The following is a 20,913-nucleotide window of genomic DNA, read 5'->3' as shown; positions in this document are numbered from 1 at the left end:
GGCTCAACCGGCGGGTCCCCCCAGGGCCCGCAGCAACTGCTCGACCCGCGCGCGCTCGGCCGACGGCATGGCCGCCAGGACGTCACCGAGAAGCGCCGACAGGCGCTCGGTGACGTCCGCGAGGAACCCGTGTCCGCGTTCGGTGAGCACCAGGCGCACCTCGCGCCGGTCGTCGAGCCGGACGAACCGCTGGAGCAGGCCCGCCGCTTCGAGCCGGTCGCAGAGCCGGCTGGCCGTGGGCAGACCGACCCCGAGCCGCTCCGCCAGGGCGGTCAGGTTCGGCTCGGGCCGCCGGCGCACCGCTCGCAGTGCCAGGATCTGTCTCGGGGACAGCCGAGGGGTGACGTCCTCGACTGCCGAGAACCAGAGCGGCACCAGGTTCTCCACAGCCTCGAGAACCTGCCGGTCGAAGTCGGCGGGGCCGGTCATGCGGGGGGCCTACCCGAAGTGCCCAGGAGTACACGGCTGTTCCCAGCATCCTCCCGCGCCACCCGGGTCGCCCGTACCGGACGTGCGGTGCTAGGCCTTGCGGGCGACTCCCCCGTACACGTCCGTGGGCTCCGGGTTCGTGCCCGGTTCCGGGCGCCACAGGGGGCAGGACACGATGCCGGGCTCCAGCAGTTCCAGGCCCTCGTAGTAGGCGTGCAGCTGGCGGGGGCTGCGCAGGACGTAGGGGACGGCGCCGGTGTCGTCGTAGCCGTCCTGGGCGCGCTTGAGTTCGGCGTCGGTGTCCGTGCTGTCGTAGTGGACGAAGTAACTGCCCGGCGGCAGGGCGGCCTGGAGGCGGCGGACGATGTCCTTGGCCTCCTCGTAGTCCTGGATGTGGCCGAGGATGCCCATCAGCATCAGGGCCACCGGCTTGCCGAAGTCCAGGATCTTCCCGGCGGCTTCGAGGATGGTGTCCGGGTCGCGCAGATCGGCGTCGACGTAGTCGGTGACCCCTTCCGGGGTGCTGGTGAGCAGCGCCTGCGCGTGCCGCAGGACCAGCGGGTCGTTGTCGACGTAGACGATGCGGGACTCCGGGGCGACCTTCTGGGCGACCTGGTGGGTGTTGTCGTACGTCGGAAGGCCGGTGCCGATGTCCAGGAACTGGCGGATGCCGAGCTCGCGGGCCACGAAGGTGACCGTGCGGATGAGGTAGACGCGGGAGGCGCGGGCCATCGTCTCGATGTTGGGGGCGATCTCGCGGTAGGCGTCGCCCGCCTCACGGTCGACCTCGTAGTTGTCCTTGCCGCCCATCCAGTAGTTCCAGATGCGGGCCGAGTGCGGAACCGTGGTGTCGATCTTCGACAGGGCTTCCTGATCGGGAGTGGGGTGGCCGTCTGCCATGGGAACTCTCCTGCCTCACATCGCGTGGTCGTCGCTAACCTATCGTCAACTGCCGTGCGTTTCGCCAGAGTTGGTACGGACGAGCTGCGGGTCCACGGATGGGGCCGCCCGGTTCGCCGACATCGAGGGTGACCACGGGGACGTGCTGGGCGAGGGTGCGGAAGACGCGGGCGTAGGCGGTGGCGGCCTCCGTGGTCTCGGACGTGGTCAGGTGGAGCATGGCTCCGTCGCGTTCGGCCACGGCGTCGGCGAGGTCCAGGGCCTGCAGCCAGGTGACCCGGGAGCGGCCCCGGCGCAGCGGCCCGTGGACGAGTTCCGCGAGGAGATGTCCGTCGACGGCCAGCCGGCCGGGCCCGGCGAGGAGTTCGCGGTAGGGCAGGGCCGGGTCCAGGTGGTGAAGGGCGGGCGGCATGTGCCGCACCTCGAAGCCGAGGTGGGCCAGCTCGGCCACCAGACGGGTCCGGCCGGGACCTTCGTGCCCCTCGACGATCAAGGTCCGGTACGGGGTCAGCGCGGGCAGCGGAGGCGGGGTCATCCCCGCCCCTCGGCAGCGGCCCGGACAGCGTCGTCGCCGGGCGGCATGTCCCGGCCCGGGCCACGAGGCGGCGTACGCATACCGCTCCCTTCGGGTGGTACGCGGCGGTCGACCCCCTCCCGACCCCGTGCGCGGCCCGAAGGATGCCCCCAGTCTGGCCGCACCCGGCAGCCGACGGCAGCGCGCGCACGGGTTGTCCGGTTGTGCGGGCGTAGTGATCCGCGAAGGCATGGTGCTCCGCGGGGGCGTAGTGATCCGCGGGGCTGCGGGTTTGAAAGGCACGGGGCGCAGCCCCTGCCTTTCAGGGGCGCGGGGAACTGCGCGAGAAGCCCCACCGGACCCACACCCGACAACACACCCCAAGCGGCTCAGGCGATCAGGAAGTCGGCCTCCCCCGCCTTCGCACCCGCCAGAAACGCCACCATCTCCTCCCGGGAGTACACAAGGGCGGGCCCCTCCGGATCGGTGGACTGACGCAACGCGACGCTCCCGTCGGGCAGCCGCTTGGCCTCCACACAGGACCCACCGTTCGTGCCGCTCCAGGGCTTGCGCCAGCCCTCCGCACCCAGTTCGGGAGCGGGCATACCGCTGTGGACGGAGCGCTCGGATGTGCTTGCCATGTTCACAACTCCTTGCGTAGTGCCGCCAGGATGTCCCTGGTCCGGGCCACCGGTTCCGCCTGAACGGACATCCGGTCCAGCACCTCCAGGTAGGTCACGACGTCCACGGGCTGGTCGACGTACTGGGCGCCCGCGAGACCCTCGGTGTAGACGATGTCGGGGAGTTCGGAGAAACCGAACCGGAAGTAGTGGAAGGGGCCGTACGCCCCCGGGTGCGGCCCGGCCGCGAACCGCATGATCTGGATTCTGACCTTGGGCCGTTCCGTCGCCTCGGCGAGCCGGTCGATCTGGGCCCGCATCACCTCCGGGCCGCCCACCGGCCGACGCAGCACGGTCTCGTCGAGGATGGCCCAGACCGCCGGCGCCTCGGGTTTGACCAGCAGGTCCTGGCGTCTGAGACGCAGGGCGACATGACGCTCGACCTCCTCGGCGCTCGCGTTGGGGAAGCCGACCCGGATGAGGGCGGCGGCGTAGTCGTGGGTCTGCAACAGGCCGGGTACGTACTGGGGTTCGTAGAGCCGGATGACGGCGGCCTCGCTCTCCAGGCTCACGTACGCGCTGAACCACTCGGGCAGCACATCGCGGAACTTGTGCCACCAGCCGGGCTGGTTGGCCTCACGGGCGAGGGCGAGGAAGTCCTCGATCTCGGTGCCGGAGACCCCGTAGGTGCGCAGCAACTCCTTCACGTAGGGGATGCGGAGGCCGACCTCGGCCTTCTCCATACGGCGGACCGTCAGGGCGGTGACCTCGATGGCGCGGGCGGCGTCGTCGAAGGAGACTCCGGCCCGCTCCCGCAGCTGGCGGAGCCGCTTGCCGAGAACCATGCGCAGGACCGTGGGCGCCGAGGGAGCGCTCCCTCCGACGCGGGTCTCACTCACGTGCAACCTCCCCGGGCGGGATTCACAGCGTGCAGTGTGCCACGCGATCCATTGACACGGACAGCTCCTCGCAGTTCATTTTGAAATTATCAGAACGCCGGTTGCGGGCTGAGTTGTTCGGCCACCATAGTGATCGAGTGACCTGCCGCACACTGCGCGCAGCGTCCCTCGAACTCCTCCGGCCCGCCCCGGAGTTGGCGCCACGGCGGGCAGGGGTCAAGCCGCGCGCCGACACGATGCGACACCTGGATGGCCGCCGTGACGAACGGATTACCGAGGAGCCCGGTCAAGGGGACCGGTGGGCCCAACAAGCCGCTGGCGACAGCCCTGAAGGAGGCGGGCTGCTCGTACGCGTCGCTCGCCCTCCGGGTCAATGACCTGGGCCGCTGCCAGGGCGCGGAGACCAACTACGACAAGGCCTCCGTCACCCGCTGGCTCCAGGGCCAGCAACCACGCGGAAACACACCGGAGTTGATCGCCGCGGTCCTCGGTGAACGACTGGGCCGCGCCCTCACTCCGGCCGATCTCGGTTTCCCGCTCGATCGCGGACGACCGGTGACGGGACGGGCGTTGATGTACGTCGAGAACGTGGCGGAGACCCTGCACACCCTGGCCGAACTGGGCTCCACCGACATCTCCCGGCGCAGTCTGCTCGGTTCGGTGCCGTTCGTGCCCGGCGCCCTGACGAACCCTCAGCGGGCCTGGCTGCTCTGGCTGGTGGAGAGCCGTGACGCCCCCAGACTCGCCCCGGTGTCGGGCGGCGGGCCGGTGGAGCAGGTCCACGCGATGCTCCGCATGTTCGACGAGATGGACAACCAGTACGGCGGCGGCGGTATCCGCACGAGCATCGTGCAGTACCTCACCACCGAGGCCATCCCACTGCTCCAGCAGCGCGGCATACCGCCGCACCACCGCCGCGAGCTGTTCGCCGCCGCCGCCCGGCTCGCCGCCATGGCGGGCTGGAGTTCGTACGACGCCGGGGAGTACGGCTTGGCCCAGCGGTACATGACGCAGGGGCTCAGGCTCTGCGCGGAGGGCCGTGACCATGTGCTGGGCGGGCAGATCCTGGCCGGTCTCTCCCATCTGGCGACCAGCCTGGGCCGCCCGGACGAGGGCGTGGCGCTGGCCCGGGCCGGGGTCGCCACCGCCAAGGACGCGGGCAGCCCGCTCGGTCTGATGCGGCTGCACGCCATGTCCGCGCGCGGCCACGCGGCGCTGGGCCGGCCCCGTGAGACCGCCGAGGCGTTGCGCGCCGCCGAGAAGCAGCTCGACGCGAGCCGGGGGGCGGCCCAGGAGTCGCCGTGGGTGCGGTTCCTCGACCACCACTACCTCCAGGCCGAGTCCGCCCTCTGCTTCCGCGACCTGGGCCTCGCCGCGCAGGCCGAGCACACGGCGGGCGAGTCGGTGCGCGCCCACGCCGACCGCCGCCGGCGCCAGGCCATCAGCCGGTCCGTCCTGGCCACGGCCCACCTCCAGCAGAACCGCCTCGACGAGGCCATCGCCACGGCCACCGACGCCCTCGAAGCGCTCAGCGGTGTGCACAGCGAACGGTCCATCCAGGCCCTCCGCGACTTCCGTGGCCGACTGGCGTCCCGCCGCCACGAACCCCTCGTCCAGGACTTCGAACACCGGTCGCGGGTGGTACTGGGGGCGGCCGCCTGACGGCGGGCCCACCTCCACGCCGGGAGTGTCTCAGTAGCCGTACGGCGAGGGCGCGTTCTGGGCCCGGTCCACGGGCAGGTGGGCCCCGGAGACACCCGTCGCCCAGTCGGAGAGCAGGAACACCACCGTTCGCGCCACCTCGTGCGGGGTGACCGGGGCACCGGTCGGCAACTCCGCCCCGACGAAGGCGTCGTACGCCGGTGGGTCCTCTCGGCGCATACGGTCCCAGCGGCGGCCCGGGATCAGCATCGAGCCCGGCGAGACGGCGTTGACGCGGACACGGTCCGGGCCCAGTTCGCGGGCCAGGGAGGCGGCCAGCTGGATCAGGGCGCTCTTCGTCACCCCGTACTGGGCGGGCGGTCCCGGTTTCCAGCCCGAGATCGAGCCGATCAGCACGACCGAGCCACCGCCGGCCGCCCGCAGACGCGGCAGCGCGGCACGGACGAGACGCGCGGTGTGCCCGACGTTCAGCTCCCAGGTCGCCGCCCAGTCGGCACCGTCCGCCTGCTCGAAGGTGCCGCCCCGGGAGCCGCCGACACAGGCCACGACGCCGTCGAGACCGTCGACCCCGTCGAGACCGCCCGGGCTCACCCTGCCCCCAGTCGCACGGGCACCGGCACCGGCACCGGCACCGGCACCGGCACCGAAACGTTTCGCCGAAGCCGTGACGAAGTCCTCCAGCCGTCCGGGCTCGGTGACGTCCAGCCGCTCGGTGAACAGCCGGGCCCGCTCCTCCCCCGCCAAGGAGTCGGCCAACGCCGTAAGTCCCGCCGCCTCCCGCGCGCAGGTCGCCACCTGGGCGCCCTCGGCGAGCAGCAGCCGTACGACATCGGCGCCCAGACCGCGGCTGCCCCCGGTAACCACCACCCTCTTGCCGCGCATACCGGGCCAGCCGGCGGGGACGTGCCGCTCGCGAAGGAGCGGGTTCTCGTCGACGTTCACCATGGTCGGGAACATATACAGCGCGCGTCACTACCCGCCCGCAACTGCACAACCCCTCCACCACCTGGTGTTTTGTGTGCCCGGTGCTGTTGTCTGCGACAACAGCACCCTCAAGGACCAGGAGGACCCGATGACGGTGGTCAGTGTCGACGCGCCCGGCCGACGGCCCCCTGCCGCAGCGGCGCACGACCCCGGGTGGAGCGTCCACGACGCGCCGTCCGACGGGGTGGACCGATCCCCGGGCACGGTGAGGCTGCCTTGAACTCACTCCACCGGTCCCGCCCCTGCGAGATGGCGCCACCGGCGCCACCGGTGCGCGCCGCCGCACGCGAGAAGACGCGGTTCCCGCTCGCCGCCCGGGAGCCGAGGTGAAGGGCGCCCCGGCCATGGATCCCACGTCGGAACGCACGTCCGGCACCGAGCCGCCCCGCAAGCGGGCCCTGGCCGCCGAGTTGATCCGCAGGGCCGAGGACGAACGGCGGCTGGCGCACGAGGTCCGCTCCGCTCCCACGGCGCGGGCCCGCGACCGGATCGCCGAGTGCCACGCCGGCAACGGGGACGCCCTGCACGCGATCGTCGCCCGCCACGGCTGGCCCACCGCCGAGTCGGTCGGCGAACCCGCCTCCACGGCGGCCCTGATGATCCTCCTGCACTCCCCCGACCTCGGCTTCCAGCTCACCTGCCGCGACCTGATCGCCGAGGCCGTCGCGGACGGCCGCTGCCCCGCCGTGCACCACGCCTATATCGCCGACCACTGCGCGGTGGCCCTGAGCCAGCCCCAGTTCTACGGCACCCGCATCAACCCCGGCACCCTCTTCCCGTACCCCATCCGCCACCCCGAGACGGTCGACGAACGCCGCCACGACGTGGGCCTCGGCCCACTCACCGAACACCTCCGGGCGGTGCGCTGCGGACTGGGGGCGAGCGGTGGCCTCTAGCGGTGGCCTCTAGGCGAGGGGCAGGCCCGCCGCGGGTGGTTATTCGATCGCTCCCGGACCATGATCGCGTTACGTTGGCGCGATGTCCGAACTACGCACCGACCGTCTTCTCCTGCGCGACTGGCGGGAATCCGACCTCGCCCCCTGGGCGGCGCTGAACGCCGATCCGGAGGTGCGGGAGTACTTTCCGGGCGTCCTCACGAGCGAACAGAGCGAGGCGTCCGCCGCCCGCTTCCAGGCCGACCTCGACGCACGAGGCTGGGGCTGGTGGGCCGTGGAGGTGTGCGCCACGGGCGAGTTCATCGGTTTCACCGGGCTGGATCCGGTGGACGAGCACCTGCCGTTCTCCGGGGTGGAAGCGGGCTGGCGACTGGCCCGTACGGCGTGGGGCCACGGTTATGCCACCGAGGCCGCGCGAGCGGTCCTGGACTTCGGCTTCGGCCGGCTCCGTCTCCCCGAGATCCTCGCGGTGACCACCGCCACCAACCTCCGCTCCCAGGCGGTGATGCGCCGCCTCGGCATGACCCGGAACCCGGCCGACGACTTCGACGATCCGGACGTACCGGAGGGGCCACTGCGGCGGAGCGTGGTGTTCCGGCTGGCGGCGGGCGCCTCGTAGCGCCGAGGGCGCGCCGGTGGGCCGGTGGGCCGGTGGGCCCGGCGTGGTCCGTGCGGGCTCGGCCGAGGGCGCCCGCGCGTGGCGGCGATGAGTTTCCGCCGGGGCGTGGGTCTGTTCTGGTGAGGGTCGTAGGACGCCGTACGACGCTGCCCGGCAGAAGCCGCCTCGCACCACCACGCCCGAGACACCACGGAGGACACCATGACGACCACGCCGAGTGACCCGGCCGGCGCGCTGCCCGGCCTTCCGCCCGTCGTCGACCTGGCCACCTGGCAGGCCGCGCGTGACGAGTTGCTGGTCCGCGAGAAGGCGCACACCCGCGAGGGCGACGCCATCGCGGCGGCCCGCCGCCGGCTGCCGATGGTGGAGTTCGACGGGACGGTCCAGGTCGTCGGACCCGACGGCCCGGTCCCGTTCCTGGACCTGTTCCAGGGCCGCGACGAGCTCGTGGTCTATCAGCACATGTGGTACGACGGTGCGCCGCACCAGGGACAGTGCGAGGGCTGCACCACGACGGCCTGGCATCTGAAGGACGCCGTCTACCTCAACGCCCGAGGCGTGTCGTTCGCCGTCCTGACCACGGGCCCGTGGGACGAGGTGGCCGACTTCGTCGCGTTCATGGGCTACACCCAGCCCTGGTACTCGGTGCGCGGCCTGGCCGCGCCGGTCGGCGGCGAGATGGGGTACCTCGCGTGCTTCCTGCGCGAAGGCGACCGCGTGTTCCTCACCTACTCCACGACGGGCCGCGGCAACGAGCGGGTCAACGGGTCCTTGGGCCTGCTCGACATGACGCCCCACGGCCGCGGCGAGGCCTGGGAGGACAACCCCGAGGGCCGACCCGAGGGCCGCGTCCCGTGCTGGTCCTGGCGCTCGGACGCGGACGGGAACGCCACCTGGGGCCCCACCAGCCGCCCCGTACCGCAGTGGACCCGCCCCGGCGCGACCCCCGTGGAGACCCTCGGCCGGCACGGCGCCCACCACTGACGCGACGTGGTCCGGCGGCGTCGACGGAGCGTCGACGCCGTCGGCGGGAGGCGCCCGGAAGAGGCGGGGCTCAGCTCGCGGCCCACCCCGCGTAGAACAGCCCGAGGCCGGCGATCACACAGATGCCCTGGATGGTCCAGAAGCGGACCACGACGAGGACCTCGGACCAGCCCTTGAGTTCGAAGTGGTGCTGGAGCGGGGCCATGCGGAAGACCCGCTTGCCGGTCAGTTTGAACGAGCCGACCTGGATGACCACCGACAGGGTGATCAGGACGAAGAGTCCGCCGAGGATGGCGAGGAGCAGTTCGGTGCGGGAGCAGATGGCGAGTCCGGCGAGGGCGCCGCCGAGAGCCAGGGACCCGGTGTCGCCCATGAAGATCTTGGCGGGCGAGGTGTTCCACCACAGGAACCCGAAGCAGGCGCCCATCAGCGCGGCGGCGACGACGGCGAGGTCGAGTGGATCGCGTACCTCTATGCAGGAGGCGGGGTCGGTGAGTTCCATGGCGTTGGCGCACGAGTTCTGGAACTGCCAGAGCCCGATGAAGGTGTAGCCGCCGAAGACCATGACCGACGCGCCGGTGGCGAGGCCGTCCAGACCGTCGGTCAGGTTCACCCCGTTCGACATGGCCAGGATCATGAACAGGGCCCAGACGACGAACAGCACCGGCCCGATGGTCCAGCCGAAGTCGGTGACGAACGACAGCTTCAGGGAGGCCGGTGTCTGGCCCCGGTCGTCCGCGAACCGGATGGCGAGCAGGGCGAACACGATGCCGACGATCAGCTGGCCGGCCATCTTCGCCCCGGCCCGCAGCCCCAGCGAACGCCGCTTCACGATCTTGATGTAGTCGTCGAGGAACCCGACGACCCCCATGCCCGCCATCAGGAACAGCACCAGGACGCCGGGGAAGGTCGGGCTCTCCCCTGTGATGATCTTGGTTGTCGCGTACGCGACGAGGGTGGCCAGGATGAAGGCGATGCCGCCCATGGTGGGGGTGCCGCGCTTGCCGGCGTGGCCGCGTGGGCCGTCGTCACGGATGTACTGCCCATAACCCTTCCGGGCCAGCAGCTTGATCAGCAACGGTGTGCCGATCAGTGTCAGGAACAGGCCGATGGCCCCGGCGTACAGGATCTGGTTCATCGGACGGCGGTCTCCCCCTCGGTCGCGCTCTGGTACGCGACGGCCTCACCGGTGTCGCTGGTTCTCACAGGCCCCACCCTATGCAGACACCTGATCTTCGTACGGCGGCGGGTAGTTGGCGACGAGACGGGAGAGGGCGACCCTCCCCGCCCGGCGCCGCGCGCGGCACAATGACCGGCCATGGCCACCCGCCCCGATCCAGCCGTCCTGTATCCCGACGTCGCCCCTCACGGCAGCCTCGCCGCCGCGCTCCGAGTCGCCGCTGGCGAGGGCTTCTTGACCGCACCCGTCGAGTCGTCGGCCTCCGATCCCTTGATGCGTGCCGCCGTCGCGAGCACGCTCCCGCACCGCGACGCGCTGTACGTCAGCTCATGGCACTTCGAGCGGCGGTGGTCGATCCGGGGTCAGGAGTCGTACCAGGGCATGGCGCTCGTCGAGGGCGTCACTGAGGACCTGGCGCAGGTGGCCAGGGCCGCGCAGGCGTGGCACGACGGGGCGGCGCTGGACGACATCCGTCGCTTGGCACCGTTCGTGGAGCCGACCGGCCGCTTCGAGGTTCCCGACGGCGATCCTCTGCTTCTGACGGAGTCCGAGTGGCAGCATCTGCGTGCCGAGGCGCGCACGGCGGAGTGTCCCGGGGACGCCTATCGCGCGCTGGTGGAGGCGGCGTACGCCGAACCGGCGCTGCGGGCCCTGTATCCGTTCACCAGCCACTGGGCGCTGCGCTTCTCGACCACCACCCGCCGCCGGCTGGCCGACGTCGGGCCGATCCTGATGGCACACACCGTCGACCGGTACACGGTGAACGCGGACCTCACGGGCGAGTCCGTCCTCGCGCACACGACCACCGCACGGGAGGCCGCGGCGATCGCCGCACACCGGCTGCCGCCCGGCCTCGGCCCGGTCACGCCCGGGGCGGATCACCTCAGGGAGTGAGGCGAGCTTCGAGGACTCTCGCGTGAGTCGGTCGCCGAAGTCGGTTCCGGTCCCGACTGGCGCCGTGAGCGGCCCGACCTCGATGTCGGCCCGCAGGGAGTGATCGGCCGGCTGCACCGCCTGGCGGACCGGCTCACCGAGGAACTGTGTCTCGTCTACGGCCGCTATGGGCTCAGCGAGGGCGAGTTCGACGTCCTCGCCACCCTGCGCCGTGCCGGTGAGCCCTTCGAGCGGGCACCGGGCGAACTCGCCGCCCACACCATGGTCACCACCGGCGCGATGACGAAGCGGATCGACCGGCTGGAGCGGGCCGGGCTCGTGACCCGCCGTCGCGCCGAGGACGACCAGCGCGGCCGGATCGTCGCCCTCACCCGGCCGGGGCGCGAGCTGATCGACGAGGCGTTCACGGCGCACATGCGCAACGAGCGGCGCCTCCTGGATCTGCTGGCGCCGGACGAGGCCGGGTCACTCGAAACGGTGCTCACGACCTGGCTGTCCCGCCTGGAGCGTCCGGGGCCCTCCGGCGGCGAATGACCCGCCGCGCGGGGCGCCGTCCGACCGTCCGGCACGGACCGCGTCGCCCCCTCCCCCACCGGCCCACCGCTCGGGCACCCGGCCGGGGCTGAGACACTGCACGCCATGGCCTCCTTCACTCCCGCGCGCGCCCTGCTGATGCTGACCACCGGGCTGACCTGTCTGCTGATGGCGGGCGGCGCCCTGATCGGCGCGCTGATCGGCGGCGGTCTCGTCGCCCTGGGGGCGGCCGTGTGCGCCGGGCTCGTCGGGATGGTGGGCTCGCTCATCGTGCGGCGGCGGGCCATGGCGCACTTCGCCATGGCCCAGCGGCAGGCCGGGCAGCGGGGCTACGCCGAGGGCATCGCGCACGGCGTACTCATCCATGTGACCGCCTACGAGGCCGCCGTCTTCCCCCGCACCGGACCGGACGGCGTCAGCGCCGAGGAGCGCGCGGCCCGCCGCACCATCGCCTACCGCATGGCCGCGCTGGACGAGGTCCCCCAGCGGGTCCGCGTGGCCGCCGCCGACGCACTCGCCCTCCTCGACAAGACCGACCGCGAGGGCGCCGAGGAGGCCCTGGCCCGCCTCGCCACCACCGTGCGCCTGGAGTACGCCCGCCTGTGACACCCGCTCTCGCGAAGCGGGTGAGGCGGTCGCGCTCCAAGGAGTCCTTCAGTCCTGGGAGCCCAGGTAGTAGGGCCGGTTGTGGGCGGCCACCGGGGGTGACTGGTAGGTCCAGGCGCCGGCGGCGCGGGTGTCACCGAGCAGATGGTGGAGGTCGCGGCCGAGGTCGTTGTCGTGGGAGTGGACAGTCAGGCGTACACGGTCGGTGTGGTGCGGGGCGCTCAGGTCGAACCAGCGATAGGGCTGGTAGACGTTCATGGGGCCCGCGAGGGCCCGGCCGTCGGTGTCGGTGCCGTAGCCGGTGATGGGGGTGTTGTTGGCGGGAGTGGCCGTCAGGCCGTCCAGCTCGGCTCTGAGGGAGACCAGGTGGGTGTCCTCACGCACCAGCGTGTCGTCCGCCACCTCGGCCGCCTTGCAGTGCACGGTCCAGGTCTCGCCCGCCGGGCCGTTCAGGGACGGCAGGTCGACCTCGAACCAGCCCGGATACTTCGGCTCGGCGTACAGCACGCGTCCGGCCGTGATGGCGTACGGGTTGTCGCACACGACGTGGATGCGGGCGATGCCGAGGAGTTTCGTCTGGTCCCAGCCCTGCGCGTACTGCGCGTAGGTCAGCTCGGGGACGCGGTCCGCCTGGGCGGTGGGGAAGGCGATGACGTTGTACTCGATCTCCTGGGTGACGCCTCCGCCGAACGCGTACTGCGCGAAGTAGAGCTGGTAGTTGAGCGAGACCAGGGCCCGGCCGTCGAAAGTGGCGGCGGTCAGGGCGGGGTGATGCTTGGCGAGCAGGTTCCGGACCGGTTCCGCCTCGGTGAGCCAGTCGATGCCGATGTTGTGCAACGCACCGTAATGGAACGGAAGTTGGAAGGGCTCGGCGACGGGGGGCAGGGGCAGCGGGCTCATGCGGGCACTCCTGGGGTACGGGGGGTCCGTGGGGGTACATGGCGTACGTGGGGTACTCATGCGGGGGCGTCCGGGGTGAGCGCGACGGGGCGCTCCCGTTCGGTGAGGTCGGCCTCGATGCGCCGGGCGCTGCGCAGGGCGAGGGCGGCCATGGTCAGCGTCGGGTTGGACGTGGCGACGGAGGGCATGCTGCCGCAGCCCACGGCGTACAGGCCGGGGTGGTCCCAGCACCGCTGCCATGAGTCGACCACCGAGGTGCGCGGGGAGTCGCCCATGATGTGGGTGCCGGCGGCGTGGCCGGCGCCGCGATAGCCGTAGAGGCGGCCCTTGCGCTCGAAGCGGCCGGGCCACGCCGCCGGGGGCTCGTAGTCGGTGTGGTCCTCGGCGCCGAGCAGGGCGAAGATCTGGTCGGACGCGCGCTTGGCGGCGACCATGCCGTCCTTGACGTGGTCCGACAGGTCGTAGGTGACCTGGGGGCGGGGCAGGCCGAGCTGGTCGCGTGCGTGCGGGTGGAGGGTGACACGGTTGGCGGGGTCGGCGCCCTGCTCCATCTCGAACTGCAGGGCGAACTGGCGGCGTACCCGGTCCCCGACGGCGCGTCGCAGCTCGGCTCCGAACAGACCCTTTTCGTGCAGGAGTTGGGCTACATCACCGTCCACCGAGCCCTTGGCCCACGCCCACCCCCAGTTGCCGACCTCGATGCGAAAGGGCGCCCGCGCGCGCCGTTCGGGCCCGGCGCGGAAACCCTCGAAGCCCGAGGTGGACCCGGGCCCGCGATAAGGGCCGACCGCTTCCGGCATGAGGCCCCAGGTGAGCAGCACCGGGTGGTCCATCAGGTTGCGGCCGACCTGACCGCTGCGGGTGGCGAGCCGGGACAGAAGCAGCAGTCGGGCGTTCTCGATGGCGTGCGCGGCGAGGACCACGACGACGGCCTGCACCCGCGTGGCCCGACCGTCGTACGAGAGGTACTCCACGCCCGTGGCGCGCCCGTTCCCGTCGACGAGCACGCGGCTGACCACGGCCCGGTCCACGAGCGTGACCGAACTCCCCCACTGTCCTTGGGTCTTGAGCGGGGTGTACTTCGCGTACGAGGGGCAGTGCGGGATGCACGTCGCGTTGCCCACGCACCGGCTGGCCGGGTCGGGCCGCCCCTGGGCGCCGCGCGGAACGTAGCCGCGCCCGCCGTCGTAGCCCGGGTCGGGCACGCCGTTACGGGCCTGCGGGGTGCCGACCAGCCGCAGTTCGACCTCGCCCAGGGTCACCGGATCCTTGACGTACCGTCCGTCGAGGCTTGCGGCGAGGAGGCGGTCCAGGTGGCTGGCGGGCAGAGCCCGCATGGGGAAGGTGTAGCCCTCGGGGAAGCCTAGCCCCACGTGCGCGCGCTGCTCGTCGGTGTCGGCGGCCACCCCCAACTCCCCTTCCGCCGCCCGGTAATGGGGCTCCAGGTCGTCATAGCTGAGCGGCCAGCGGCGCCCGTACCCGAAGGCTTCGGTGTCGAAGTCCTCCGGCAGCATGCGCGGGGCGAGGCCCGTCCAGACGTTGCCGGTGCCGCCGTTGGCCCTGACGTAGCCGCTGGCGTACGGGAGCGGGCCGTCCTGCAACAGATGGCCGGCCGCCCGGAATCCCGGGTCGCCGTCCGTGCCCGTCAGGTCGGTGACCTCGGGCCAGTCGGCGGCCGGGTGGGGCCGGTGGGCGGAGCCCGGCACCTTCGCGGATGCCGTGGCGTACCGGTCGAGGGCCTCACGGTGGCCTCGCACGGGGTCGGTGACGCGCTCCCCGGCCTCCAGGACCAGGACACGGCGACCCCGGCGGCTCAGTTCCTTCGCCACGAGCGAGCCGGCGACCCCGGCGCCCACGACGATCACGTCGTAGTGGCTCACCGGGAGCCCGCCCGGGAGGGGGAGGATGACGGGGAGGCGGCCCAGCTCCCGTAGCCGCCGGGTGCGGTGGCGGGAGCGGCGAGCCCTGCCGCCTTCCAGACCAGCCCCTCGGCGTAGGCCCGCGCCGACACCACGAAGGGTGACGGATCCGGCCAACTGCCCGTGTACCACAGGTGGGTGAGGGCGCGGGCGGCACCGAGCAGGTCGTCGTCCAGCTCGCCGAGCGGGTCTCCGCCCGCCCCCAGCAGCCGCCCCAATCGGTCCCGGCCCAGTCGCTCGGCGGCCACTGCCAGGTAGGTTTCAGCGAGTCCCGTGCCCCGCAGCGTCGCCTCGTCGAATCCGGTCAACTCCTGCGACAGTGCCGTGAAGTCGGCCGTCTCGTCTGTTGTCTGCACGAGGGCATCGGTGCCCCTGTGGCTCGTCGACCATGCTGTGCCGCCCCCGTATGGCCGGAAACGTACGCGATGGTGAGCGCTGAGGCCCGGCGCGCCCAGGTCGCGGGCCGTTGCCACGCTCAGGCCACGCCTGACGACCCCGGATGCCCCGAGCGGGACGGGCGAGCCACTCACCAGGCTCGGCGCCCGCGACCGCGTGCCGCAGGGGGCGCCGAGACAACGGGTGCAGCGCACATGAGGCCGGGACCCCCCGTGCACACGCGAGAACCGTAGAGAGAGAACTCCTACAGCGGTGCTCCAACGCGGGTGAACCCGTGGTCGAGCGCCGCCCCGGCTCAGTGGCCGCTGATCGCGCGCGGTGTGTACGGCCGCTCCAGCTCCTCGATCTCCTTCTCCGTGAGGGTGACGTCCAGTGAGGCCACGGCGTCGTCGAGGTGGTGGGGCTTGGTGGCGCCGACGATGGGGGCGGTCACGGTGGGGCGGCTCGACAGCCAGGCGAGGGCGATCCGGGCCCGGGGCACCCCGCGCTCGTCGGCGATCCGGGTGACGGCGTCGACGATCTCGCGGTCGCCCTCCTGGTAGAGGGTCTTGCCGAAGTTGTCGGTCTCGGTGCGCGCGGTGACGGTGTCCCAGTCTCGGGTGAGGCGGCCCCGGGCGAGCGGGCTCCAGGGCAGGGTGGCGACGCTCTGGTCAGCGCACAGCGGGAGCATCTCGCGCTCCTCCTCGCGGTAGAGGAGGTTGTAGTGGTTCTGCATGGACACGAACCGCGTCCAGCCGTTCAGGCGGGCGGTGTGCTGCATCTTGGCGAACTGCCAGGCGTACATCGAACTCGCCCCGAGGTAGCGGGCCTTGCCCGCCTTCACCACGTCGTGCAGGGCCTCCATCGTCTCCTCGACCGGGGTGTTCGGGTCGAAGCGGTGGATCTGGTAGAGGTCCACGTAGTCGGTGCCGAGGCGCCGCAGGCTGTCGTCGATCTCCGTCATGATCGCCTTGCGGGACAGGCCCCACGCGTTGGGGCCCTGGTGCATCGCGCCGTTCACCTTGGTCGCGAGGACGATCTCCTCACGCCGCGCGAACTCCTTGAGCGCACGGCCGACGATCTCCTCGCTGGTGCCGTCGGAGTAGACGTTCGCCGTGTCGAAGAAGTTGATCCCGGCGTCCAGCGCCTGCCGGATCAGAGGGCGTGAGGCCTCCTCGTCCAGGGTCCACTCGTGCGTGCCTCGGCCGGGGACGCCGAAACTCATGCATCCCACACAGATCCGGGACACGTCCAGACCCGTCGAACCGAGCTTCACGTACTCCATCGTTGCGACTCCTGCCTGTGGGGTGTGCGGCTGACAAGCGTACGGAAGTGCGGAGGTGCCGACCGGTCAGATGCGGTACCGCCACAGGGCCGGTGTCACCGAGGCGAGGAGCAGCATCGCGGCGATGACGAGCAGGCCGCCGCCGACGACGGCCGTACGGGCGCCGAAGGCCGCGCCGGCGGTGCCGTGCAGGACGTCGGCGAGACGGGGGCCGCCGGCGACGACCACGGTGAAGACGCCCTGCATCCGGCCGCGCATCTCGTCGGTGGCGGCGGACAGCAGGATGGCCCCGCGGAAGATCATGGAGACCATGTCGGCGACCCCGGCGGCGGCGAGGAACAGTACGGCGAACCAGAGACTGGTGGTCAGCCCGAAGCCGGTGATGGCCGCGCCCCACGCCATGACGGCCACGATGACCATGAGTCCGTGCCGCTGGGAGCGGGAGAAGGTGCCCGACATCAGGCCCCCGACGACGGCGCCGATGGGGATCGCGGCGAACAGCAGGCCGAGGGCGAGGCCTTCGCCGTAGGGCGCGTACGTGGTGTCGGCCAGCTGGGGGAAGAGGGCGCGGGGCATGCCCAGGACCATGGCGATGATGTCGGCGAGGAAGGACAGCAGGAGCACCTTGTGCAGGGCGATGTAGCGGAAGCCCGCGAGGACCTCCCGCCAGCCGGCCCGTTTGGTCGTGGCGCCGTCCAGGGGTGGCAGGGCGGGGAGCTTGTAGACGGCCCAGAGGGTGATGCAGAGGGCGAGTGCGTCGATCAGGTACAGCTCGGCGAGGCCGATGACCGGGATGAGGGCGCCGGCGAGCAACGGCCCGGCGACCAGGCCGAGTTGCATCACGGTCGAGCCGAGCGCCGCGGCGGCGGCCAGTTCACCGGCGGGGACGAGCCGGGCCACGGAGGCGTTGCGGGCGGGTGAGTTGAGGCCGAAGAACGCCTGCTGGAGGGCGAGCAGGACCATCAGCGCCCACACGGATTCGAGGCCGGTGACGGCCTGGACCCAGAACAGCACCGAGGTGACGGCGATCCCGGTGTTGGTGACGAGCAGCAGGGTGCGGCGGTCCACGCTGTCGGCGACCGCGCCGCCCCACAGCGCGAACACCACCAGGGGCAGCAGACCGGCGAGGCTCGCGTAGCCGACCCAGGCGGAGGAGCCGGTGATGTCGTAGATCTGCTTGGGCACGGCGACGGCCGTCAGCTGGCTGCCGACGGCCGTGACGATGGTCGAGGACCACAGACGCCGGTAGGCGGGGCGGCGCAGCGGGCGGGTGTCCATCGCCCAGCGGCGCCAGCCCCGGCGGGGTGGTTGCGGTGAGGCGCCCTCGGGCGCGGTGTCGTCGCCCTCCGGTGCGGTGTCGTCGCCGGCGCTGCTCTTGGTGGTGTCCACGGGCATCCTGATGCTCGATACATCTTTCGATACGGGCACCACTATCGCGGAGATCACCGCCGCCGGAACAGGCGGTGTCCCGGCCGTCTCACATCGTGTCGGTGTACGGACATGTCAGGGGGCTCAGGCCCCGGCGATCAGCATCCCGCCGAGCGCGAGCATCGTCACCGCGACCAGCCCGTCGAGGACCCGCCAGGCCGACGGGCGGGCCAGGAAGCGGCTGAGCAGCCGGGCGCCGAAGCCAAGGGCGGCGAACCAGCACAGGCTGGCGAAGACGGCGCCGAGACCGAAGGTCCAGCGCAGGGGCCCCCGGTCGGAGGCGATGGAGCCGAGCAGGAACACGGTGTCCAGGTAGACGTGCGGGTTGAGCCAGGTCAGCGCCAGACAGGTGAGGACGGCCCGGCGCACCGAGCCCGCCGAGCCGCTCTCCGTGCGCAGCGCGTCGTCGCCGGGCCGCAGGACCCGGCGGGCGGCCAGGGCGCCGTAGACCAGGAGGAAGCCGCCGCCGACCAGGGCGACCGCCCGCAGCGCGCCGGGCCACGCGACGACCACCGCGCCGACCCCGGCGACCCCCAGGGCGATCAGCACCGCGTCGGAGAGCGCGCAGATGGCGACCACCGGGAGCACGGCGTCGCGGTGCAGTCCCTGGCGCAGGACGAAGGCGTTCTGGGCGCCGATGGCGACGATGAGGGAGAGGCCGGTGCCGAATCCGGCGGCGAGGGCGGTCATTTCGCTGAACACACCCACGACGCTAGGAAAACCTTCGCCCCGCGTACAGCTAAAGATTCTTACGTATCATTAGCGATCGTGATGTCTCCGACTCAGCTCCCGCTCGATCTGGTGCGCACCCTGCTCACGGTGGTGGACGAAGGAACGTTCGACGCGGCGGCCGGTGCCCTGCATGTGACGCCGTCGGCGGTCAGCCAGCGGGTCAAGGCGCTGGAGCAGCGGGTCGGCCGGGTCCTGCTCATCCGGGAGAAGCCGGTGCGGCCGACCGAGTCCGGTGAGGTGATCGTCCGGTTCGCGCGCCAGCTGGCCCGCCTCGAACACGACGCGCACACCGCGCTCGGCATGACGGGCGCCGGGGAGACCACCCGCGTGTCGATCGCGGTGAACGCCGACTCGCTGGCCACCTGGTTCCTGCCCGCCCTCACCCGGGTGCCCGAGGACCTGCGCCCCTGCTACGAACTGCTCCGCGAGGACGAGCAGCACACCGCCCGGCTGCTGCGCGAGGGGCTGGTGATGGCCGCCGTCACCTCGGCGCCGGACGCCGTGGCGGGCTGCTCGGTCCGGCCGCTCGGCCGGATGCGGTACGTGCCCTGCGCCGCTCCCGCCTTCGCGGAGCGGTGGCTCGGCATCGGCTCGGGTGTGCCGTTGAAGGACCTGATCGCCGACGCGCCGGTCGTGTTCTTCGACCGGCGGGACGAGTTCCAGAACACCTTCGTACGAAGGCTGACACGGGGCCGTCCCGCCGGTGCCCGACGGCACTACGTACCGACGTCCGAGGGGTTCGTCGACGCCGTGACCGCCGGGATGGGCTGGGGCATGGTGCCCGCCGCGCAGGCCGAGCGGCTGCTCGACGCCGGACGGCTCGTCCATCTGGCGCCGGAGCGGACCGTGGACGCCCCGCTGTTCTGGCAGCAGTGGAAGCTCGACTCCCCCGCCCTGACGGCCGTGGCGGAGGCGGTCGCCGCCGAGGCGGCCGAGACGCTCGACTCCTGAGTGCCCGGCCGAGATCCTCGACGCCTGAGTCCTCGGCCGAGACGGGCGCTCGGCCCCCGAGGCCTCCGTCCCTCTACGCCCTGCCTCCGGCGCTGAACGGCCCCTCCAGCGCCGCCCATTGCAGCAGCATGATGGTCTTGGCGTCGGCGATCTCCCCGCTCCGGATCATCTCCAGGGCCCGGCGGAAGGGCAGTTCGACCAGTTCGATGTCCTCGCCCTCCTCGTCGAGGCCGCCGCCCTCGTGGGTGTGGGTCGAGGCGCCGTAGGGGGCGGCGTAGAAGCTGACGCGTTCGGTGACCGAGCCGGGGCTCATGTAGATGTCGAAGACGTGCTGGATCTCGCCGATGGTGTGCCCGGTCTCCTCGACGACCTCGCGCCGCACGGCGACCTCGGGATGCTCGTCCTCCTCGTCGAGGAGGCCGCCCGGGGTCTCGACGAGCATCCCGTCGGGGTGGCCGTTGACGTACACCGGGTAGCGGAACTGCCGGGTGAGCAGCACCGTTTCGCGTTCGGTGTCGTAGAGGAGCATGGTGGCGCCGTTGCCCCGGTCGTGCGTCTCGCGCTCCTGGGTGCTCCAGGTGCCGTCGGCGTGCTGGAAGTCGAAGGTCGTGGTGCGCTCCACGTACCAGTGGCTGGAGAGCAGTCGCACGTCCCGCACCTTGACGCGCGGGTTGCCGGTGAGGTCGCGGCCGGTGCGGTCGAGCCCGGTGCGGCCCCGGCGGTCCGGGAGGTCGACGCCGATCTTGTTGGTCATGTGTCCGCTTCTACCATTCCGGGCGAGACGTTGTCAGGCACCTCAATTCGCTTGCCGCGCGCGTCGCTTGGCGGAACCGGACGGTCCGGGACAGCATGCCCCTATGAAGAGCGATCTCTTTTCCAACGAGAACATGATCCAGCCGGCGTACGCGCCGGGGATGAGTGTGCAGAACGCCAAGTCCATCAAGTACGCCGTCAACGGCGAGATGCTCGCGCGGCAGGGCGCGATGATCGCCTATCGCGGGAATCTGCAGTTCGAGCGCAAGGGCCAGGGCATGGGCGGCATGCTCAAGCGCGCGGTCACCGGGGAGGGGCTGCCGCTGATGGCGGTGCGCGGGCAGGGCGAGGCCTGGTTCGCGCACGAGGCGCAGAACTGTTTCATCGTCGACATCGAGCCGGGCGATGTGTTCACCGTCAACGGCCGCAACGTGCTCTGTTTCGACGCCTCGCTGGCGTACGAGATCAAGACCGTGAAGGGGGCCGGTATGACCGGCGGCGGTCTGTTCAACAGCGTCTTCACGGGGCAGGGGAAGCTCGGTCTCGTCTGCGACGGCAATCCGCTGGTCATCCCGGTCTCACCGCAGCTGCCCGTGTTCGTCGACACGGACGCGGTCGTGGGCTGGACGGCCCACCTCACCACCTCGCTGCACCGCTCCCAGTCCTTCGGCTCGATGATCCGGGGCGGCTCCGGGGAGGCCGTGCAGCTGAAGCTGGAGGGCGAGGGCTTCGTGGTCGTACGGCCGAGCGAGCTGACGCCGCAGAAGGCCCAGCAGCACTGATCAGCAGCGCCGATCCGTAGCACTGATCAGCGGCCCGGAGCACCACGGGCGGGGAGGGAGCCAGCAC

General features: G+C 71.8%; 23 protein-coding genes. 9 read left to right on the top strand and 14 right to left on the bottom strand.

From position 1 onward, the window contains the following. Nucleotides 1–3 precede the first annotated feature (3 nt). From ABT147_RS13135 to ABT147_RS13115, 5 genes are all read right to left on the bottom strand, one after another. Entirely contained in the window at nucleotides 4–429 is a 426-nt protein-coding gene (locus tag ABT147_RS13135; protein WP_351405083.1) for a MarR family winged helix-turn-helix transcriptional regulator, read from the bottom strand. 90 nt (nucleotides 430–519) lie between these two features. Then, nucleotides 520–1,329: an SAM-dependent methyltransferase gene (locus tag ABT147_RS13130; RefSeq protein ID WP_351405080.1), complete on the bottom strand. Its 810-nt coding sequence runs from the start codon at nucleotides 1,327–1,329 to the stop codon at nucleotides 520–522. Between the two features lie 34 nt (nucleotides 1,330–1,363). Next, entirely contained in the window at nucleotides 1,364–1,864 is a 501-nt protein-coding gene (locus ABT147_RS13125) for a hypothetical protein (RefSeq protein ID WP_351405078.1), read from the bottom strand. A 368-nt stretch (nucleotides 1,865–2,232) separates the two neighbouring features. Continuing rightward, complete coding sequence (locus ABT147_RS13120; protein WP_351405076.1) at nucleotides 2,233–2,484, bottom strand: DUF397 domain-containing protein; 252 nt, start codon at nucleotides 2,482–2,484, stop codon at nucleotides 2,233–2,235. Between the two features lie 2 nt (nucleotides 2,485–2,486). Then, entirely contained in the window at nucleotides 2,487–3,362 is an 876-nt protein-coding gene (locus tag ABT147_RS13115; RefSeq protein ID WP_502983083.1) for a Sco1979 family transcriptional regulator, read from the bottom strand. Between the two features lie 249 nt (nucleotides 3,363–3,611). On the opposite strand from ABT147_RS13115, the gene ABT147_RS13110 reads away from it, so the two are divergent. Then, complete coding sequence (locus ABT147_RS13110) at nucleotides 3,612–5,024, top strand: NsdA family TPR-like regulatory protein (RefSeq protein ID WP_351405074.1); 1,413 nt, start codon at nucleotides 3,612–3,614, stop codon at nucleotides 5,022–5,024. A gap of 30 nt (nucleotides 5,025–5,054) precedes the next feature. On the opposite strand, the gene ABT147_RS13105 is transcribed toward ABT147_RS13110, so the two are convergent. Continuing rightward, nucleotides 5,055–5,969, bottom strand: a complete 915-nt coding sequence (locus tag ABT147_RS13105) for an SDR family NAD(P)-dependent oxidoreductase (RefSeq protein WP_351405071.1) — start codon at nucleotides 5,967–5,969, stop codon at nucleotides 5,055–5,057. A gap of 383 nt (nucleotides 5,970–6,352) precedes the next feature. Here ABT147_RS13105 and ABT147_RS13100 point away from each other — a divergent pair, with 383 nt between their 5' ends. The 3 genes from ABT147_RS13100 (at nucleotide 6,353) to ABT147_RS13090 (ending at nucleotide 8,507) form a co-directional block, all read left to right on the top strand. Then, the gene (locus ABT147_RS13100) at nucleotides 6,353–6,904 is read left to right on the top strand and encodes a DUF6624 domain-containing protein (RefSeq protein WP_351405069.1); all 552 of its coding nucleotides are present in this window, start codon (nucleotides 6,353–6,355) and stop codon (nucleotides 6,902–6,904) included. 82 nt (nucleotides 6,905–6,986) lie between these two features. Continuing rightward, nucleotides 6,987–7,523: a GNAT family N-acetyltransferase gene (locus ABT147_RS13095; RefSeq protein ID WP_351405067.1), complete on the top strand. Its 537-nt coding sequence runs from the start codon at nucleotides 6,987–6,989 to the stop codon at nucleotides 7,521–7,523. Nucleotides 7,524–7,724: 201 nt separating this feature from the next. Continuing rightward, on the top strand, nucleotides 7,725–8,507 hold the full coding sequence (locus tag ABT147_RS13090; RefSeq protein WP_351405065.1) for a DUF899 domain-containing protein: 783 nt from the start codon (nucleotides 7,725–7,727) through the stop codon (nucleotides 8,505–8,507). A gap of 70 nt (nucleotides 8,508–8,577) precedes the next feature. On the opposite strand, the gene mraY is transcribed toward ABT147_RS13090, so the two are convergent. Beyond that, entirely contained in the window at nucleotides 8,578–9,645 is a 1,068-nt protein-coding gene (gene mraY / locus ABT147_RS13085) for a phospho-N-acetylmuramoyl-pentapeptide-transferase (RefSeq protein ID WP_351405063.1), read from the bottom strand. Between the two features lie 180 nt (nucleotides 9,646–9,825). Here mraY and ABT147_RS13080 point away from each other — a divergent pair, with 180 nt between their 5' ends. The 3 genes from ABT147_RS13080 to ABT147_RS13070 all read left to right on the top strand — a co-directional run bounded on the left by ABT147_RS13080 (nucleotide 9,826) and on the right by ABT147_RS13070 (nucleotide 11,721). Continuing rightward, nucleotides 9,826–10,581, top strand: a complete 756-nt coding sequence (locus tag ABT147_RS13080; protein WP_351405061.1) for a DUF6193 family natural product biosynthesis protein — start codon at nucleotides 9,826–9,828, stop codon at nucleotides 10,579–10,581. Nucleotides 10,582–10,680: 99 nt separating this feature from the next. Further along, complete coding sequence (locus ABT147_RS13075; RefSeq protein ID WP_351405059.1) at nucleotides 10,681–11,115, top strand: MarR family winged helix-turn-helix transcriptional regulator; 435 nt, start codon at nucleotides 10,681–10,683, stop codon at nucleotides 11,113–11,115. 105 nt (nucleotides 11,116–11,220) lie between these two features. After that, nucleotides 11,221–11,721, top strand: coding sequence for a hypothetical protein (locus ABT147_RS13070; protein WP_351405057.1), 501 nt, complete (start codon nucleotides 11,221–11,223; stop codon nucleotides 11,719–11,721). A 48-nt stretch (nucleotides 11,722–11,769) separates the two neighbouring features. On the opposite strand, the gene ABT147_RS13065 is transcribed toward ABT147_RS13070, so the two are convergent. From ABT147_RS13065 to ABT147_RS13040, 6 genes are all read right to left on the bottom strand, one after another. Then, entirely contained in the window at nucleotides 11,770–12,621 is an 852-nt protein-coding gene (locus ABT147_RS13065; RefSeq protein ID WP_351405056.1) for a hypothetical protein, read from the bottom strand. Nucleotides 12,622–12,677: 56 nt separating this feature from the next. Beyond that, nucleotides 12,678–14,501 (bottom strand): FAD-dependent oxidoreductase, encoded by a 1,824-nt coding sequence (locus ABT147_RS13060; protein ID WP_351405054.1) that lies wholly within the window; start codon nucleotides 14,499–14,501, stop codon nucleotides 12,678–12,680. Next, nucleotides 14,498–14,896 (bottom strand): hypothetical protein, encoded by a 399-nt coding sequence (locus tag ABT147_RS13055; RefSeq protein WP_351405052.1) that lies wholly within the window; start codon nucleotides 14,894–14,896, stop codon nucleotides 14,498–14,500. The genes ABT147_RS13060 and ABT147_RS13055 overlap by 4 nt, the downstream gene beginning before the upstream one ends. Before the next feature lie 335 nt (nucleotides 14,897–15,231). Then, nucleotides 15,232–16,200, bottom strand: coding sequence for an aldo/keto reductase (locus ABT147_RS13050; protein WP_351405050.1), 969 nt, complete (start codon nucleotides 16,198–16,200; stop codon nucleotides 15,232–15,234). A gap of 66 nt (nucleotides 16,201–16,266) precedes the next feature. Then, nucleotides 16,267–17,589: an MFS transporter gene (locus ABT147_RS13045; protein WP_502983082.1), complete on the bottom strand. Its 1,323-nt coding sequence runs from the start codon at nucleotides 17,587–17,589 to the stop codon at nucleotides 16,267–16,269. 123 nt (nucleotides 17,590–17,712) lie between these two features. After that, nucleotides 17,713–18,318, bottom strand: coding sequence for a LysE/ArgO family amino acid transporter (locus ABT147_RS13040; RefSeq protein WP_502983084.1), 606 nt, complete (start codon nucleotides 18,316–18,318; stop codon nucleotides 17,713–17,715). 81 nt (nucleotides 18,319–18,399) lie between these two features. On the opposite strand from ABT147_RS13040, the gene ABT147_RS13035 reads away from it, so the two are divergent. Beyond that, nucleotides 18,400–19,311, top strand: a complete 912-nt coding sequence (locus ABT147_RS13035) for a LysR family transcriptional regulator ArgP (RefSeq protein WP_351405197.1) — start codon at nucleotides 18,400–18,402, stop codon at nucleotides 19,309–19,311. 73 nt (nucleotides 19,312–19,384) lie between these two features. On the opposite strand, the gene ABT147_RS13030 is transcribed toward ABT147_RS13035, so the two are convergent. Continuing rightward, on the bottom strand, nucleotides 19,385–20,065 hold the full coding sequence (locus ABT147_RS13030) for an NUDIX domain-containing protein (protein ID WP_351405043.1): 681 nt from the start codon (nucleotides 20,063–20,065) through the stop codon (nucleotides 19,385–19,387). A gap of 103 nt (nucleotides 20,066–20,168) precedes the next feature. Between ABT147_RS13030 and ABT147_RS13025 the strand changes: the two genes are divergently transcribed. Further along, nucleotides 20,169–20,846, top strand: coding sequence for an AIM24 family protein (locus tag ABT147_RS13025; RefSeq protein WP_351405041.1), 678 nt, complete (start codon nucleotides 20,169–20,171; stop codon nucleotides 20,844–20,846). Nucleotides 20,847–20,913: the final 67 nt, after the last annotated feature.

This window comes from Streptomyces sp. NPDC001868 (assembly GCF_040297125.1).
Taxonomy (GTDB): Bacteria; Actinomycetota; Actinomycetes; order Streptomycetales; family Streptomycetaceae; genus Streptomyces.
Note: the sequence above shows the minus strand (reverse complement) of the source record. Positions and strands in the feature narration are given on the sequence as shown.